General features: G+C 60.0%; 15 protein-coding genes. 7 read left to right on the forward strand and 8 right to left on the reverse strand.

The genetic code is table 11. The annotated features are described in order from the left end of the window. The first annotated feature begins 135 nt into the window (after positions 1–135). A complete protein-coding gene (locus tag GHO42_RS15315; protein ID WP_153328097.1) occupies positions 136–303 on the forward strand; it encodes a hypothetical protein in 168 nt (55 codons plus the stop codon). Positions 304–393: 90 nt separating this feature from the next. Here GHO42_RS15315 and GHO42_RS15320 read toward each other — a convergent pair whose 3' ends face one another. Next, entirely contained in the window at positions 394–1,314 is a 921-nt protein-coding gene (locus GHO42_RS15320; protein ID WP_095002345.1) for a LysR family transcriptional regulator, read from the reverse strand. 306 nt (positions 1,315–1,620) lie between these two features. Here GHO42_RS15320 and GHO42_RS15325 point away from each other — a divergent pair, with 306 nt between their 5' ends. Genes GHO42_RS15325 through pcp form a run of 3 tightly spaced genes read left to right on the forward strand, consistent with a single transcriptional unit; the run spans position 1,621 to position 3,945 of the window. Beyond that, complete coding sequence (locus GHO42_RS15325) at positions 1,621–2,352, forward strand: DUF969 domain-containing protein (RefSeq protein WP_095002344.1); 732 nt, start codon at positions 1,621–1,623, stop codon at positions 2,350–2,352. After that, entirely contained in the window at positions 2,349–3,299 is a 951-nt protein-coding gene (locus GHO42_RS15330) for a DUF979 domain-containing protein (protein ID WP_095002343.1), read from the forward strand. Before GHO42_RS15325 ends, GHO42_RS15330 begins: the two co-directional genes overlap by 4 nt. 7 nt (positions 3,300–3,306) lie before the next feature. Beyond that, complete coding sequence (gene pcp / locus GHO42_RS15335) at positions 3,307–3,945, forward strand: pyroglutamyl-peptidase I (RefSeq protein WP_150628075.1); 639 nt, start codon at positions 3,307–3,309, stop codon at positions 3,943–3,945. Between the two features lie 59 nt (positions 3,946–4,004). Here the strand turns inward: pcp and GHO42_RS15340 are convergent, their stop codons facing one another. Next, positions 4,005–5,210 carry an MFS transporter gene (locus tag GHO42_RS15340; RefSeq protein WP_095002341.1) on the reverse strand — a complete coding sequence of 402 codons (1,206 nt, stop codon included), beginning with the start codon at positions 5,208–5,210 and terminating at the stop codon, positions 4,005–4,007. 117 nt (positions 5,211–5,327) lie between these two features. On the opposite strand from GHO42_RS15340, the gene GHO42_RS15345 reads away from it, so the two are divergent. Beyond that, entirely contained in the window at positions 5,328–5,939 is a 612-nt protein-coding gene (locus tag GHO42_RS15345) for a TetR/AcrR family transcriptional regulator (protein WP_095018821.1), read from the forward strand. 330 nt (positions 5,940–6,269) lie between these two features. After that, the gene (locus tag GHO42_RS15350) at positions 6,270–7,856 is read left to right on the forward strand and encodes an aldehyde dehydrogenase (NADP(+)) (protein ID WP_095026976.1); all 1,587 of its coding nucleotides are present in this window, start codon (positions 6,270–6,272) and stop codon (positions 7,854–7,856) included. Here GHO42_RS15350 and GHO42_RS15355 read toward each other — a convergent pair. The 3 genes from GHO42_RS15355 to GHO42_RS15365 form a co-directional block, all read right to left on the reverse strand. After that, positions 7,850–8,299, reverse strand: coding sequence for a hypothetical protein (locus GHO42_RS15355; protein ID WP_095002338.1), 450 nt, complete (start codon positions 8,297–8,299; stop codon positions 7,850–7,852). The genes GHO42_RS15350 and GHO42_RS15355 overlap by 7 nt on opposite strands. A 203-nt stretch (positions 8,300–8,502) precedes the next feature. Further along, positions 8,503–9,762 (reverse strand): ATP-binding protein, encoded by a 1,260-nt coding sequence (locus GHO42_RS15360; RefSeq protein ID WP_153328099.1) that lies wholly within the window; start codon positions 9,760–9,762, stop codon positions 8,503–8,505. Then, positions 9,759–10,442 carry a response regulator transcription factor gene (locus tag GHO42_RS15365; protein ID WP_095021175.1) on the reverse strand — a complete coding sequence of 228 codons (684 nt, stop codon included), beginning with the start codon at positions 10,440–10,442 and terminating at the stop codon, positions 9,759–9,761. The genes GHO42_RS15360 and GHO42_RS15365 overlap by 4 nt, the downstream gene beginning before the upstream one ends. A 183-nt stretch (positions 10,443–10,625) precedes the next feature. On the opposite strand from GHO42_RS15365, the gene bamA reads away from it, so the two are divergent. After that, positions 10,626–12,992: an outer membrane protein assembly factor BamA gene (bamA, locus tag GHO42_RS15370; protein WP_153328101.1), complete on the forward strand. Its 2,367-nt coding sequence runs from the start codon at positions 10,626–10,628 to the stop codon at positions 12,990–12,992. A 136-nt stretch (positions 12,993–13,128) separates the two neighbouring features. On the opposite strand, the gene GHO42_RS15375 is transcribed toward bamA, so the two are convergent. The 3 genes from GHO42_RS15375 to GHO42_RS15385 all read right to left on the reverse strand — a co-directional run bounded on the left by GHO42_RS15375 (position 13,129) and on the right by GHO42_RS15385 (position 16,463). Then, a complete protein-coding gene (locus GHO42_RS15375; RefSeq protein WP_095031856.1) occupies positions 13,129–14,187 on the reverse strand; it encodes a linear amide C-N hydrolase in 1,059 nt (352 codons plus the stop codon). A 22-nt stretch (positions 14,188–14,209) separates the two neighbouring features. After that, positions 14,210–14,971, reverse strand: coding sequence for a hypothetical protein (locus tag GHO42_RS15380; protein WP_153328137.1), 762 nt, complete (start codon positions 14,969–14,971; stop codon positions 14,210–14,212). A 145-nt stretch (positions 14,972–15,116) separates the two neighbouring features. Beyond that, positions 15,117–16,463 carry a glutamine synthetase family protein gene (locus GHO42_RS15385; protein WP_153328103.1) on the reverse strand — a complete coding sequence of 449 codons (1,347 nt, stop codon included), beginning with the start codon at positions 16,461–16,463 and terminating at the stop codon, positions 15,117–15,119. Positions 16,464–16,470 lie beyond the last annotated feature (7 nt).

The raw sequence follows: 16,470 nt of genomic DNA on the forward strand, positions 1-16,470 counted from the left end.
GGCGACTCATCCGCTGCTCCAAATCCACTGAAGGTTACGGATTTAACCTGCTCGATTCAAATGAGAACGCCCCCTAGCAGCTGCCGAGGAACGAGGCTGCGTTCGTCAGCTGCTACAAGCCGTGTGGAGGACAGGATGAAATATCAACCCGGCGGAATTGTCGCCAAAATACCGATGCCGATGGTCAGCACCAAAAAACCGCCCAAAAACCAAGCCATCTTGTTCATGATGTTTCCCCGTCAGTCGTTCGTCATAAAACAGGCGCAGAACAGCTGCCGACCACACACACGTGCTGCTGTGTAGTCGCGTCCTCGTCTGTCTCGGAAGGTTGGAGGAAATTTTGCGCCGCAAACTGCACACATAACAGGTGCAGATAACGCGAAAAAATACGGATCAGATGCCCGGCAGCACAAAATGCCCAGGCTCAACGCTGTGTTGGTACTCGGCAACAACCGCCTGACTCAGGTTGACCACCGCCTCATTCAGCTCCAGCCCCGCCCCCGTGCGCCAACTGGCGTATACCGCAAAGCCCGGTGCAGTCTCGATCGGCAACGCAATCATGGCCCCGCTCTGCAATTCGCGACTGACCAGTACCGGCGGCAGGGCACCGATGCCAAAGCCGTCCGCCACCAGTTTGATAATCGCCGCCACCGAGTTGATGCAACTGATGCGTGGCGCGGCAATATCGTGCTGGTGCAGAAAATTGAGCATGTCCTGATGCGGCCGCGACAAGCGTGAAAAGGTCAGCAAGCGCTCCTCGCAAAGATCCGCCAGGTCACGGTAGCTGCGGTTCAGGGCTGCGTCCCTGGCCACAATCCAACTCAACGGGTAACTGGCCAGTTGTACATTGCGCACGCCGTCGGCACGCAATAAATCCGTCTGAAAAATCAGATCCAGCTGACCTTTAAGCAATTGTTCATTAAGGTTCAGCGCCGTATCGGCGGTCAGTTCAACCTCTACCTGGGGGTAATCGCGGCTCAGCGCACTGATCAGATCGCTCAGCCAGCTATGGATAACCGTGTCCATCACGCCGATGCGCAGGCGCCCGGCAAACCTGTCCGCCTGCCCCAGCGATTGCAGAAGGCGTTGCTGGGTGGCCAGCATTTCTTCGGCGTAACCCAGCACCTGATGGCCTTCACGGGTGAGGTTGACGCCACGGGAATCGCGCTGGAACAACTGCACGCCAAGCTCGGTTTCGAGGACTGAAATACGGCTCGAAATCGCTGCCTGGGTACTGGATAACTTTTCGGCGGTCAGCCGAAAACTGCCAAGGCGCGCTACCCAGACGAATGTCAGAAGAAATCGCATGTTCATACAGGACGCCCCACCCAATCAAAACCAGGGCAGCACTGTAAACCCTTGCCGCAGGGACAGGCCAGTCGGCTTAAGTCGGTGATTGATAAAACTTTTCTGTTCGGGGGTGACAACTTTTATTGACTGGACGCACAACCCAAAGCCACCAACCATATCGGGCAATGAGGCCCATAGGGTCTCAACAATAAAAAAACACGCTGAGTCCGGCAGCGTACCGATTTTTCGAAAGTGTGCCTGACCGCTTTCGACTTGCCCTCACCAGCCTGCCCTGGTGCTGCGGCAATCAGCTAAAGGGATTGCCCCCTCATGCAAACCGTCGTAAACCTTTGGCCCTTGATTGGCGTGTTCGTCATCATCATCGGCTTTGTGCTGCGCTTTAACCCACTGTTGGTGGTCAGCGCGGCGGCTATCGTCACCGGCCTTGCTGCCAACTTCCCGCTGGAAAAAATCATCAGTGAAATGGGCGAAGGCTTCCTGCAAACCCGCGCCCTGCAATTGATTCTGCTGCTGCCCCTGGCCGTGATCGGCCTGCTGGAGCGTCACGGCCTGCGCCTGCACGCGCAAAACTGGATCGCCAGCTTCCAGCGCGCAACGGTCGGCCGGTTGCTGATTATGTACCTGTTCGTGCGTGAGACCACCGCTGCTGTAGGCCTTACCAGTCTGGGCGGGCATCCGCAAATGGTCCGCCCGCTGCTGGCCCCGATGGCCGAGGGCGCAGCCGAGAACAAGTACGGCAAGCTGCCTGCTCCTGTGCGGCAGAAAGTCCTGGCCATGTGTGCCGCCACCGACAACATCGGTTTGTTTTTTGGTGAAGACGTGTTTGTGGCCTTCGGCGCAATCGCGCTGATGCACACCTTCCTGCTGGGTTCGGGGCTTGATGTCGAGCCGCTGCACATCGCTTTCTGGGGAATTCCGACGGCGATTTGCGCCTTTATCGTGCATGCCCTGCGCCTGTATCGCTTTGACCTGATGCTGGAGCGCAGCATGGCCGAAGTTGCCCGGGAAGAAGTTGACGCAGCTCAGGAGCTGGCACGATGATTATTTCTATTGAGTACTTCTACTGGCTGGCGGGAGTGCTGCTGCTGATCACCGCGGGCATGATCCTGACAGACCGCACCCACCCCAAACGCTGGACCAGTGGCCTGTTCTGGGCGTTGTTCGCCATGGTGTTCCTGATTGGCGATCGCCTTTCGCCGTTCGTGGTAGGTATTGGCGTGCTGGTCATGGCCGGCATTGCCGGCATTGGCGGTGTTGGCCGAGGCACCCACGCCGAGTTGCATGTCAAGGCTGCACGGGCCAGTGCTGGCCGTCTGGGGCACAAGCTGTTTATCCCGGCCCTGTCGATTCCGCTGGTGACCGTGATCGGTTCGATCCTGCTGAAAAACACCCAGATCGGTGGCGTACCGCTGCTTGACCCGAAAAACACCACCTTCGTGTCCCTGGGTATCGGCTGCATGGTGGCCCTGGTTCTGGCATGCATCCTGACCCGTGATACGCCGCTGCAAGGCCTGCGTGAATCGCGCCGCCTGACCGAAGCCCTGGGCTGGACCATGGTGCTGCCGCAAATGCTGGCCATGCTTGGCCTGCTGTTCAATGACGCCGGGGTCGGTACCGCCGTTGCTCATGTCACCACCGCCTACATCAACATGGACTATCGCCTGGTAGCGGTGATGGTCTACGTGCTGGGCATGGCGCTGTTCACGGTCATCATGGGCAACGGTTTTGCTGCATTCCCGGTCATGACCGGCGGGGTCGGCGTGCCGGTACTGGTCGGCATCTACGATGCCAACCCGGCTGTCATGGCGGCAATCGGCATGTTTTCCGGCTACTGCGGCACGCTGATGACGCCAATGGCAGCCAACTTCAATATCGTGCCCGTGGCCCTGCTGGAGCTGCCGGACAAATACGCCGTGATCAAGGCTCAAATGCCCACCGCTCTGATGATGCTGGTGGTCAATATCGTGCTTCTTTACGTACTGATGTGAGAACAGCATGCGCACTGTACTGCTGACCGGTTTCGAACCGTTCGACCAAGACACCGTCAACCCGTCCTGGGAGGCCGTACGCCTTCTGGACGGCACCTTGCAGGGCGATACGCAGATCATCGCCCGTCAGTTGCCCTGTACGTTCGCCGGAGCGCCCGAGCGACTGAGCCAACTTCTGCAGGAGTTCACCCCGACGCTGGTGATCGCCGTCGGGCTTGGCCCCGGTCGCACGGACATCTGCATCGAGCGGGTAGCGATCAATATCAACGACGCCCGCATCCCTGACAACCTTGGCTATCAGCCGATCGATACACCCGTGGTGGCGCAAGGGCCAGCGGCGTATTTCAGTACCTTGCCGCTCAAGGCAATGGTGCGGGCGATCAGGGCCGGCGGGATTCCCGCGTCGGTTTCCCATACGGCGGGCACCTTTGTCTGCAATCAGGTGTTCTATTGCCTACAGCATGCATTGGCCGGGACCGGCGTACGCGGTGGTTTTATCCACGTCCCGCCTCTGCCGCAACAGGCGGTGGTGGCTGGTGGCCCGTCCATGGCACTGGCCACCCAGGTGGAAGGGTTGCGCATCGCCGTAATCACGGCCCTGAATACCGAAGATGATGTACTTGAAGGTGGTGGCCAGGTCAGCTGATAACGCGTTGGAAACCGGGCACGATTGGTAGTCGCTGCCTGACCAACACGGCTATCGGCCTAATGACCGACAACCGCCGCCCCCGCCTGCCGGTGCCCTTGCGGGAAACCATGGGCACGGGCACTGAACACGATCCCCAGCCCGACCAGCAACAACACCAGCAACACCCAGGGGAAGACGTTCACCCCGAATTGATCGAGCAATATGCCACCGGTCAATGCCCCCGCGGCAATGGCGCTGTTCCACACCACCACGTTCATCGACAACGCAACATCGGCGCCCTCGCCTGCCGCATCGGCCAGAGCGGTTTGCAGCAGGGTGGCGGCACCGCCGAAGGACAACCCCCAAACAAAAATCCCTGCATATACGACAGCCACCGACTGCGAGAAGAAACCGAACAGCAGCGAAATCGCAGCAAATGTCGCCAGGCAAGCCATGACTGCCTTGCGCAGATGCCGGTCTACCAGTCGCCCGGTCAGCCAGATTCCCAGCAGCGCCGCCAATCCGAAGACCAGCAACACAATATCGACCTTATCGGCAAGGCCCGCCGATGCCACGAAAGGCGCGATATAGGTGTAGAGCATGTTGTGCGCCAGCATCCAGGTCAGTACCACGGCAAGCACGGAGCGCACTCCCGGTGTCAGCAGCACCTGTCGCAAGCCGATACGTTGCGAAGCAGACTGCCCTGGGTAATCAGGCACCTTGAGCACTACCCAGGCCATCAGCACCAGGGTCAAGGCCGACATCAGGCCAAATGCCGTACGCCACCCTACCAGCGCACCCAGCCAGGTGCCCAATGGCACACCCAGTGACAGGGCAATCGGCGTGCCCACCATCGCCACCGCCATGGCCCGGCCCTGCAACTGCGGGGCAACCATGCGCCGCGCATAACCTGCCAGCAGGCTCCAGGCCAACCCGGCTGATGCGCCGGCAAAAAAACGTGCAATCAGGGTCACGCCGTACTGAGACGACCACGCGGTAATCGAATTGAACAGCAGAAACCCGACAATCGTCAGCAGCAGTACGTTGCGACGCCGCCAGCCCTGGGTCGCGATGGTCAACGGGATCGCCGCCAGCAGGGAGCCCAGCGCGTAGACCGTAACCATCTGCCCCGCCAGCGCCGATGACACTTGCAGGCCGCTGCTGATTTGCGGCAACAGGCCTGCGGGTAAGGTCTCGGTAACAATGCAAATAAAACCGGTCATGGCCAGCGCCAGCAGCGCGCCCATGGGTAATCGCTCAGTGGTGTTTTGCTCTTTGCCCATGGATGCCCTGCTCCTGCTAGTTATGTATCGATAGGTACAAATGTAGGGCGACGGGAAATATTGGTCAATGACTTTTGTATCGACTAGTATTTATATCTCGCTACGAAGGAGACTCAAATGGCACAGATGGGACGCCCGCGTACATTTGATCGGGACGCGGCAATCACCCAGGCCATGCACCTGTTCTGGGAGCACGGTTATGACTCGACATCGCTGAGCCAGCTCAAGGCCAATATGGGCTCAGGCATTTCCGCGCCCAGCTTTTACGCGGCTTTCGGCTCCAAGGAGGCGCTGTTCAAAGAGGTCATGACGCGCTACCTGAACAGCCATGGCAGGGTCACCGAAAGCCTGTTCGACACTCACCTGCCCCCACGCGAAGCGATCGAGCGAACGTTGCGCAGCTCCGCCAAAATGCAATGTGAGCCGGGTCACCCACGGGGTTGTCTGGTCGCTCTGGGGCTGATGAGTGCCAGTTCAGCTCAAGCGGTGGCGATAAGCGCCCCTCTGGCCGAAGCGAGGGCGCGTAACCGGGCCGGGTTTATGGCTTGTGTCGAGCGCGCCATCCGCGAGGGTGAGCTTGCCGCCCAGACTGATCCGCGAGCGCTGGCCACGGTGTTCGAGAGTTTTCTGCTGGGCCTGACCACCCTGGCCCGGGATGGTGTAGCCCATGCCGTACTGGACGCTGCGATCACCCAGGTGATGAGCACTTGGGATGCCGCGCGCGCCTGAGGGATGAGCGCTGGTTATCGGCCAATCAATATTCGTCATTGGGCAGTGCCCCCGACAAAACCTACAGTGGTCGCCTGAAAGAGCCCTTATGGCTCGCTATCGGGATAACTGCGGTGCAACTTATAACGACAACAGGCGGCGAAAACGCTGCCACTGCCTGTACTTGGGTGGCAATCCCCTGTAGCCGCTGACGAGCGCAGCGAGGCTGCTAGCGGCCCCTGCCTGTTCAAGGCCCTTCGGGCCTTGCCGCAGCCTCGCTGCGCTCGTCAGCGGCGACATGATTCGTCTCGCAACAGCGCGTCTCTGCCTTCCCACCTAAAGGAAATCCCTATGTTCCCCATCACCGGCCAGAACTTTATTGGCGGTCAGCGCAGCGGCGCCGGCACCGTTCACCTGTACAGCGTGGATGCCAGTACTGGCGAGGCATTGCCATACGCGTTTGTGCAGGCCACCGAAACCGAAGTGGATGCCGCTGTCAGCGCGGCCAATACCGCCTTCCCGGCCTTTCGCAGTTTGCCGGCCACACGCCGGGCCGAGTTTCTGGAAGCTATCGCCGAAGAAATAGACGCGCTGGGTGACGACTTTGTTGCCATCGTCTGTCGCGAAACCGCCCTGCCTGCCGCCCGGATCCAGGGCGAGCGGGGACGCACCAGCGGGCAGATGCGTCTGTTCGCCAACGTACTGCGGCGCGGCGATTTTTATGGCGCACGCATCGATCAGGCGCTACCGGACCGTCAGCCCCTGCCGCGCGCAGATCTGCGTCAATGCCGCATCGGCGTGGGCCCGGTGGCCGTGTTTGGCGCCAGCAACTTCCCGCTGGCGTTCTCCACCGCTGGCGGTGATACCGCTTCGGCACTGGCCGCAGGTTGCCCGGTGGTGTTCAAGGCACACAGCGGGCATATGGCAACTGCTGAACAAGTTGCCCTGGCCATAGTTCGCGCTGCCGAGCGCACCGACATGCCCGCCGGTGTATTCAATATGATCTTCGGCGCGGGTGTGGGCGCAGCGCTGGTCAAGCACCCGGCGATTCAGGCCGTCGGCTTTACCGGTTCGTTGTCCGGTGGTCGCGCCCTGTGCGATATGGCCGCCGCCAGACCCCAGCCAATCCCGGTGTTTGCTGAGATGTCGAGCATCAACCCGGTGCTGGTATTACCCCAGGCACTGCTCAAGCGTGGCGAGCAGATCGCACAGGAGCTGGGCAGTTCGGTGATGCTTGGCGCCGGGCAGTTCTGTACCAGTCCCGGTCTGGTACTGGGTATCCGCTCCCCCGAATTCAGCGCCTTTGTCGCCGCGCTTGGCCAGTTCTTCAGTGCTCAACCGGCGCAAACACTGCTCAACGCCGGGGGCCTGGCCAGTTACAGCAAAGGCATCCAGCGTCTGGCCCAGGTCGATGGCATCCGCCACCTTGCCGGTGCGCCGCAACAGGGCAACCAGGCCAGCCCGCAGTTGTTCCAGGCCAGTGCCAGCCTGTTGATCGGTGGTGCCGAGGTGTTGCAGGAGGAAGTCTTCGGGCCAACCACCCTGGTGGTCGAGATCGCGGACAAGGCGCAGTTGCTGCAAGCGCTGCACAGCCTGCATGGGCAGCTGACAGCTACGCTGATTGCTGAACCTGGCGACCTTGAAGCCTTCGCCGAGGTGGTGCCCGTGCTGGAGCACAAGGCCGGGCGCCTGCTGCTCAATGGCTACCCTACCGGTGTCGAGGTGTGTGACGCGATGGTGCATGGCGGGCCTTACCCGGCGACGTCAGATGCCCGTGGCACCTCGGTCGGCACCCTGGCCATCGACCGTTTCCTGCGCCCGGTGTGCTACCAGAACTACCCTGACAGCCTGCTGCCGGATGCGCTGAAAAACGCCAACCCGCTGGGTATCGAGCGTCTGGTCAACGGCAGCCACAGCCGCAATCCGCTGGGTCACTGATCGGCGGCGTAAATCACGGTCTGGGCGCTATGCCCCGCTGCATGCCTGAGGGTGAAGTAGGTGTCGCCCTCTTCGGTCAGGATCTCGTAGCCCGCCTTGCTGGCTACGCGATTGTTGACGCTGACATGCTTGATGATCTTCAGCACCCGCTGGAACTTCACTGTCTGGGTGCCGTTCTGTGCGGGCCCGGTGAGCACATTGACGCTTTGAAACCAGCCCTGGTTCTTTTTGTTGGCGACCAGGGTACTGCTCAGCGCTTCAAAGCGTTCAAGGCGGGTAAAGCCCCATAGCGTCTGCTCTTCTACCGGTTTGCCCAACGCGCCGGCACCGGTAAACACAAACAGATTGATGGCCGGATTGTCCTCGCAAAAAAAGTCATAAGGCACCAGGCCATCAACCATTTTCTTGCCGGCAACGAACCCTTTTTTATGCACCAGAAACATGCCCAACTCCGCTCGATATTGAGCGGTAAAGTCTACGGGGGCATGGCGTACAGGGCCGTCAAGGCAATGTAATTTCGTGTAAAGATCCCCGGCGATCCCGTAGTATCTACAGGAACACTGCAACTGTGGGAGCGAGCCTGCTCGCGAAGGTCGTTCGCGAACAGGCTCGCTCCCACAATAGGGCTTGACCTGCAACAGAGTATCTACAGCGGCAAGGTGATTGCCACGCTCAAGCCGCCTCCCGGCAGGTTGCTCGCCTTGATGCTGCCGCCGTGCATTTCCACCGCCCTTGAAGCAATCGCCAGACCCAGGCCAAAACCGCTACCCGTCTCACTGACACCCCGCTCAAACGGGTCGAAAATCCGCTGCAACCGCGATTCTTCAACACCCGGACCCTGATCGTTGATCCGTACTGTCAGGCAGTGGCCCGCCGGGCTGGCTTCAGCCATTACCAGCACCGTGCTGTCGGCACGGGTATGGCGCACTGCATTGCGGATCACGTTCTCAAAGCAGCGATACAACAACTCGCCACTGACCCGGCTGACAAAGGACGGGCACCCTTCCAGGATCACCCGACAACCCTTGATGCCCGCTTCGAACTGCGCGTCTTCGACTATCAAGTGCAGCAACTCGATGATGTCCACCGGCTCGCGTGCGATGCTCTCGGGCCGCCCTTGCACCCGGGCCAGGGTCAGCAGGGCTTCGATCAGGGTGTCCATGCGCTGCGATTCGCGCTCGATGCGTTCGACCATATCGGCGCGGGACGGGTTTTGATGCAACAACCCGATGGCGGCCTGCATGCGTGTCAGGGGCGAACGCAATTCATGGGAGATGTCATGCAACAAGTGTTGCTGGGCATCAACCAGCAGCTTGAGTTGGTTGGCCATACGGTCGCAGTCTTCGGCCAGGTCGACAATTTCATCACGCCGCGCGCCCATAAACGGCTTTACCCGGGTTTCGAATCGCCCTTGGGCCACATCGCTCATCGCCCGACGCAAATAGGCCAACGGCCAGGCCAGGTAAAACGCCATAAAGCTGCTGAACAGCGCGCTCATCACGGTTCCGATAAGCAATGGCATCAGCCCCGGTCCGCCCTCCCCACCACCGCCATTGCCGGGCACCCGCGTCGACCTGAGCGACAGCGTGAGGCCTTCCTTGCTGATCACCGTACGCTCAAACGCCGGATTCACGATCGGCAGCCCGGCCAGCAGTCGGCCGCCACTGTCATACACCGCAATGGCCTCGTCATCGGGGTGGTGCCATACCTGCAGCAACTGCTTGCCGGCCTCGACACCAAACTGGCGCAGCAACTGTTCTTCGCTTTCAAGAATGGTATCCAGATGCGGGTTGCCAGGGCCCTGGCGGCTCAAGGTGATAATGCCGATACCGACAAAAAACGTCAGGCTGGTGGCCAGCCAGAAGGCCAGGAACAGTTTCCAGAACAGCCGGCTGGGTTTCATCATTCCGCGATCAACAGATAGCCGAGCCCGCGCACGCTCTGGATCCACGCCTTGGCATCTGGTCGCGGGCCGAGCTTCTGGCGGATGCTGCTGATATGGACGTCGATACGCCGGTCATAGCGGGTCAACGGGCAGCCCAGGGCATTGAGCGACAAGTCCTGCTTGCTCACCACTTGCCCGGCACTGCGGGCCAGCTCTTCGAGCAGGCTGAACTCGGTGCTGGTCACTCCCAGCTCCCGCCCCTGCCACAGCGCCTGGCGTTTGCCGGGCCACAACACCAGCGGGCCGGTCTTGATCACCTCGGTGGTGGCCAGCTCCGCCGGCTGCACCCGGCGCATGATGGCGCGCAAACGCGCCACCAGCTCCCCCGGCGAGCTGGGTTTGGGCACATAGTCATCGGCACCCAGCTCCAGGCCGGTGATGCGGTCGATGTTGTCGCCACGGGCAGTGAGCAACACCACCGGCACCTGACTGCGCGCGCGAATGCGCCGCAGCACTTCGATCCCCGACAGTCGCGGCAGCATCACATCCAGCACCACAATGCTGAATTGCCCGGACAAAGCCTGCACCTCGCCCTCTTCGCCGGTATGCACCGCAGTCGCTTCAAAGCCTTCGCGCTCCAGATACTCACTGAGCAAACCGGTCAGTTCCTGGTCATCGTCGACGAGCAATACACGGATCATGGCGAACTCTTGAAGGGGGGATCTGCCCATTATCGTCCTTGCGGCCCGCAGCGTCATTGCCTGCAGCCAACCTTTACCTAACTTGACACTCGGTTAACCGCACCATACGCCCCGAGCTTTTATGCTGGACCTCCACCAGCCTGCTTGTGCTGTTTGTCGATGTGTCCTGGATAAATGATCTACATGAATTTTGCGCGCCTGCTCTGCTCGGTTGCACTGCTGCTCAATGCCTCACTGGCCCACGCCCAGGGCTTCAAGATTGCCGATATCCGCATCAACGGCCTGCAGCGGGTATCCGCCGGCAGCGTGTTCGGTGCCCTGCCCTTGAACGTTGGCGAACAGATCGATGACCAGCAACTGGTGGAATCCACACGCGCACTGTTCAAGACCGGATTCTTTCAAGATATCCAGCTGGGCCGCGACGGCGACGTCCTGGTGATCACCGTAGTCGAGCGGCCGTCCATTGCCAATATCGACATCGAGGGCAACAAGGCGATCTCCACCGATGACCTGATGAAAGGCCTCAAGCAATCGGGGCTGGCCGAAGGCGAAGTGTTCCAGCGCGCCACGCTCGAAGGTGTACGCAATGAGCTGCTGCGTCAGTACGTAGCCCAGGGGCGTTACTCGGCCGCGGTGGACGCCGAGGTGGTGGCCCAGCCGCGCAACCGCGTCGGCCTCAAGATCAGGATCGACGAAGGCGAAGTGGCCGCGATCAAGCACATCAATGTGGTGGGCAATACCGTCTTCGACCAGGCCGAGCTGGACGATCAGTTCACCCTCAAGACCAGCAACTGGCTGTCGTTCTTCAAGAATGATGACAAGTATGCCCGGGAAAAGCTGTCCGGTGATCTGGAGCGTTTGCGCTCGTACTACATGGACCGCGGCTATATCAATATGGAAATCGTGTCGACCCAGGTGTCGATCAGCCCGGACAAAAAGCAGGTCTTCATTACCGTCAATATCAGCGAAGGCGCCAAATACACCGTGCGCGACATTACGTTGCGCGGTGACCTTAAAGTACCCGAAGATCAGATCCACGCCTTGCTGCTGGTACAAAAGGGCCAGGTATTTTCGCGCAAGCTGATGACCTCCACCTCGGACCTGATCACCCGTCGCCTGGGCAACGAGGGCTATACCTTTGCCAACGTCAATGCGGTGCCGGTCCCGAGCAAGGACGGCAACACGGTAGATATCGAATTCGTGGTCGACCCGGGCAAGCGCGCCTATGCCAACCGCATCAACTTTCGCGGCAATACCAAGACCGAAGACCAGGTCTTGCGCCGCGAAATGCGCCAGATGGAAGGCGGCTGGGCTTCGACCTACCTGATCGACCAGTCCAAAACGCGGCTTGAGCGCCTGGGTTACTTCAAGGAAGTCAACGTCGAGACCCCGGCGGTGGCGGGAGTCGACGATCAGGTTGACGTCAATTACAGCGTTGAAGAGCAGTCTTCCGGCTCGATCACCGCCAGCGTCGGCTTTGCCCAGAGTGCCGGTCTGATTCTTGGTGGTTCTATCACCCAGAACAACTTTCTGGGCACGGGCAACTCCGCCAGCCTGGGCCTGACCCGCTCCGAGTACCAGAGCAAGTACAACATCGGTTTTACCGATCCGTACTTCACCAAGGATGGCGTCAGCCTTGGCTACAACGCGTTCTACAACAAGACCGACTACAACGATTACTACGACGATGGCGTGTCGTACTACTCGATCAACAGTTATGGCGCCGGTGCCACCCTGGGCTACCCGATCAATGAAACCTCACGGATCAGTTTCGGCCTCACCGCGCAGCACGACAGCATCGAGCCCGGCACCTACAGTGCCGACGAGATCTATGATTTTATCGACCGCGAAGGCAAGGAATTTACCAATTTCAAGGCCAACCTGGGCTGGTCGGAATCGACCCTGAACAAGGGCATCCTGGCTACCCGCGGCTATGCGCAAAACCTTAACCTGATGGTCACGGTGCCCGGCAGCGACCTGAGCTTCTACAAGATCGACTACACCGGCCAGACCTTCCTGCCCGTCAGTGCATCCACCTCACTGCGCTTTCACACCAAGCTGGGATACGGCAACGGCTATGGCTCCACCGATGGCCTGCCATTCTATGAAAACTACACTGCGGGCGGTGAAGGCACGGTGCGCGGTTTTGAAAGCGGCACCCTGGGCCCGCGCAACACCCCGGCCACCGGCACCTATAGCAGCGCCGGGCAGGCGTACTACTCCGACCGCGACACCGAGGCGCTAGGCGGAAATATCATGATCACCGGCGGGGTCGAGTACCTGTTCCCGATGCCCTTTATCAAGGACAACAAATCCCTGCGCACCTCGCTGTTCTGGGATGTGGGCAGCGTGTACTCGGACAAATGCTACCTGAGCACCACCACCGGCTGTGACGGCGTGGACCTCAGCCAGATGGCCAGTTCCGTAGGGGTGGGCGTGACCTGGTACAGCCCGATGGGCCCGCTGAGCGTCAACCTCGCGCTGCCCATCCGCAAACCTGATGATGCAGAAACACAGGTGTTCCAGTTCTCCATGGGGCAGACGTTTTAAAAGCGCGGAATCTTTAACCTGTCAGTAGCTGCAGAGGAACTGCAATTTGTGGGAGTGAGCCTGCTCGCGAACAGCCTTCGCGAGCAGGCTCGCTCCCACGTCGCGCTTGCTTGTCCGGCGACAGCAGCTGGGGCTTTTACGCGCCTTCAAACTTGAAGGCCGGAGTGGCTTTGAAGCGGCTTGAAACCTCCCCGGAGTAAATGGTGCTTTGGTCCGGGCCCAGATCCAGTTTTTTGACCGCGCCTGTAGCCCTGGTGAAATCGATCTTGTTCAAGTCCACCCAGAAGGTGTTTGGTGTAATGGCCGACTCGAAAAAGTACAGCCCCTGCTTGTGGTCGATTACCGAGCGCCAGCGCGTCGAGGAAATATTCGGCTCGCCGGGAGTGGTGATGCCATACGGCACTGAAACGTTGCGGATCACGCTGAATACACTGGCCAGCGACAAGCGCGAGTCCTGGTTTTTCGGCACCGCATTGACGTAAAACGAGGCCCGGGCAAAACGGTCCGCCGAGCGATTGGTACCCGGTAGCATTACCGTCCCGCCGATGGCTTGCCAGTAGGCGTTCATGGCCAGTTGGGCATCGAACGCCGGGGAGTTGGTCATGACCTGATAGCTGCGATCATGGTGGATCACCTGCTTGCCATCGATAAACTCAATGATGGCGCTGTCACCCGATGCATCGGACATTGAAAGATGCAAGGTCGCCAGGCGACTTTCACCCGGCACATTGGCGGTAACCACGGTAAAGGGTTCAGTCTTGAGCACCGCCACCGCTTCGGCAACGCTGCTGAAATTGTCCAGTACATACTGGGCCCAGGCGGCAATGCTCAGCCCCGGTTTACCCTGATTGACCGGCGGGTACTCGGACTCGACCAGCCACAGCAGGTTAGCCGACAGACCCGCTTCGTTGACGCCGTCGGTGGTGGAAATGTCATAGCCGCTGGCAATCACGCTGCCGTACTTTGATGTCCACTTCAGCGACCCCGGCCCTACTTCACCTGTGCGCTGCATGCCCTGGGGGAAGATCCACAGGTTGGTGGCCACGTCGGTTTTCCAGTCCATCGAACGCGCCGTAATCACCCTGTCGTTGTCCCCCAGATACACCAGGCGGGTACAGGCAGTAGCCACTGGCAGCGCCAGCATAAAGCCCGCCAGGGCCAGCGTCAGATTGCGGGTGTGTTTGAGCAGTTGCATTCCCTTGTCTCCTCGGTACTTGTCAGAAGCGCATGGACAGGCCCAGTACCGGGCCGCGCTGGGTCACGTCGTACTTGAACGTGTTGCCGGTAAAGTCGGTGGTGCGATAATTTTGCGCCAGAACCCGATAGCCGACGCGGATGATCGTGGGGTGATCGGCCAGGTACATGCGGTAGCCCAGATACCCTTGAGCGTTCCAGGTTTTCTTCGAGGAGGTATCCAGCCCGCCGGTGTCGGTTTCACCGGACAGGGTCCAGCGGTCGGTCAGGTCAGCCTGCATGCGCAGCCCCACGAACGGGTCGGTCCACTCGGTTTTTTTCTTGGTGCTGAACCCCAGCGAGTCTATGTCCAGCTTGGTTGACAGCTTGGTCCAGCGCACACCGATCGTAGGTTCGACACGCCAGGTGCGCGGCTCGCCAAAAATCGTTTGGCCACCCAACTCATACTCATAGGCCCGATAATAGGTGCCGACAGCCAGGGTGCTCTGGGTGATCGCCAGGCCCACCTTGCGCCCGTACACCCGTTCGGACTGATCGGTTTTAGCGTGGACGCCGTCGATATAAAAACCCAGTGTGCGATTGGTCAATTCCAGATTGCCCATAAATACCGTGCTCAGGTTTTCCCAGACATCCGCAAACGGAACATCAACCTTGGTATTGACCCCGCCAAGCGCCGCCTGCCCGCTCATGGAGGGCGCCCAGACAAAGGGGCTGGCCAGCAATAACCATTGTGAGTCCGCAGGCTGATCAGCATGTGCCACCTGCACGAACAGCAACAGCGGCAAAGCCGTTGCAGCTCTATTCAACGTTGTATTTTTCATCGCCCTGACTGACCAGCATCTGATTTGATCATTAGGTATAGCAGCTCTCACCTGAAAACCTGCTGTCAGGAGTAGGCATTGTTGCGATCAAAAACTCTTGTATGGGTTTTTACATAAACCAGCGATATTCCCGGGCACTGATTTCCTGCATAAAGGCCAGATGATCCTGGCGCTTGTTCTCGCAGTACACATCGACAAATTCGCCGCCCAGCCCTTCACGCAGCTGCGGCTGGTGCTGCATGGCGCGCACGGCCTCAAGCATGTCCAGCGGGAAGGCGATGCCGCTGCTGCGGTCTTCGTTCAGGGGCAGGATCGGCTCCTTGCCCGCTTCCAGCCCGTGTTCGAGCCCCACCAGAATCGCCGCCAATACCAGATACGGATTGGCATCAGCGCCCGCAAGGCGATACTCGACCCGCAGGTTTTTACTGTCCGACTCCGGGATACGCAAGCACGCATCGCGGTCCTCATACCCCCAACTGGCCTGGGTGGCGATATTGGTCGTACCGCCCAGGCGGCGAAAAGCATTGTGGTTAGGTGCAAATATCGGCATGCACGCCGGCAGTAATTCCAGGCAACCGCCGATAGCGTGGCGCAAGGGCTGCTGCTGGTTGGCCGCCAGCAAGTTGTTGCCGCCCGCATCGTACAGACTGACATGCACATGCATGCCGCTGCCCGGGTGCTCCAGGTAGGGTTTGGCCATAAAGCTGGCGCGATAGCCATGCTTGAGCGCCACCCCGCGGGTGCTGCGACAGAATAGCGCCGCCCAGTCCGCGGCACGCAAACCGTCATCGAGGTGAGCGAAATTGATTTCGAACTGCCCCGGGCCCAGCTCGGCCGTAATCACGGTGGCATCAATCCCTTGGGCCTGGGCCGCATCGACCATGTCATCCAGCACCGGGGCAAAGCGCGACAACCGCTCGATATGCATAGTGGGCTGATCGTCGGCATCATCGCTCAAGTGATCACGGGGGAACTGCGGCAAGCCATCGCGCAGCTTCTTGTCGAACAGGTAGAACTCCAGCTCGAACGCCACCACCGGGTGAATGCCTTTGCGCGCCAGCCGGGCCAGCACCCGGGCCAGGACTTCGCGGGGCTCGAAGACGATCGGCTGTGCAGTGCCGTCAGAAGTGATCAGCATCTGGCCCAGGGGCTTGTCTTCCCAGGTCACCGGCTTGAGCGTGCCCGGTACCAGACGTCGCACGGCATCCGGGTCGCCGTCGTTGAAACAATAGTCGCCTATCTTGAACAATCCGCCCTGCACCCCTAGCAACACACAGTTCTGCGGCAGTTTCAGGACGCTGCCGGCCGCGACTTTTTCCAGCATGTCGATGGGGTAACGCTTGCCGTAGAAATGCCCGGGGATATCCAGGGAGATCAGGTCGACATAACGCACCTCGGGGTTGCGCTGACGAAACGCACGCACTTCGGCCAGCAGATCAGAGCAGGCAGCATCCATCTTCAAG

The organism is Pseudomonas sp. FSL R10-0056 (genome assembly GCF_009600105.1).
GTDB classification, from domain to species: domain Bacteria; phylum Pseudomonadota; class Gammaproteobacteria; order Pseudomonadales; family Pseudomonadaceae; genus Aquipseudomonas; species Aquipseudomonas bubulae.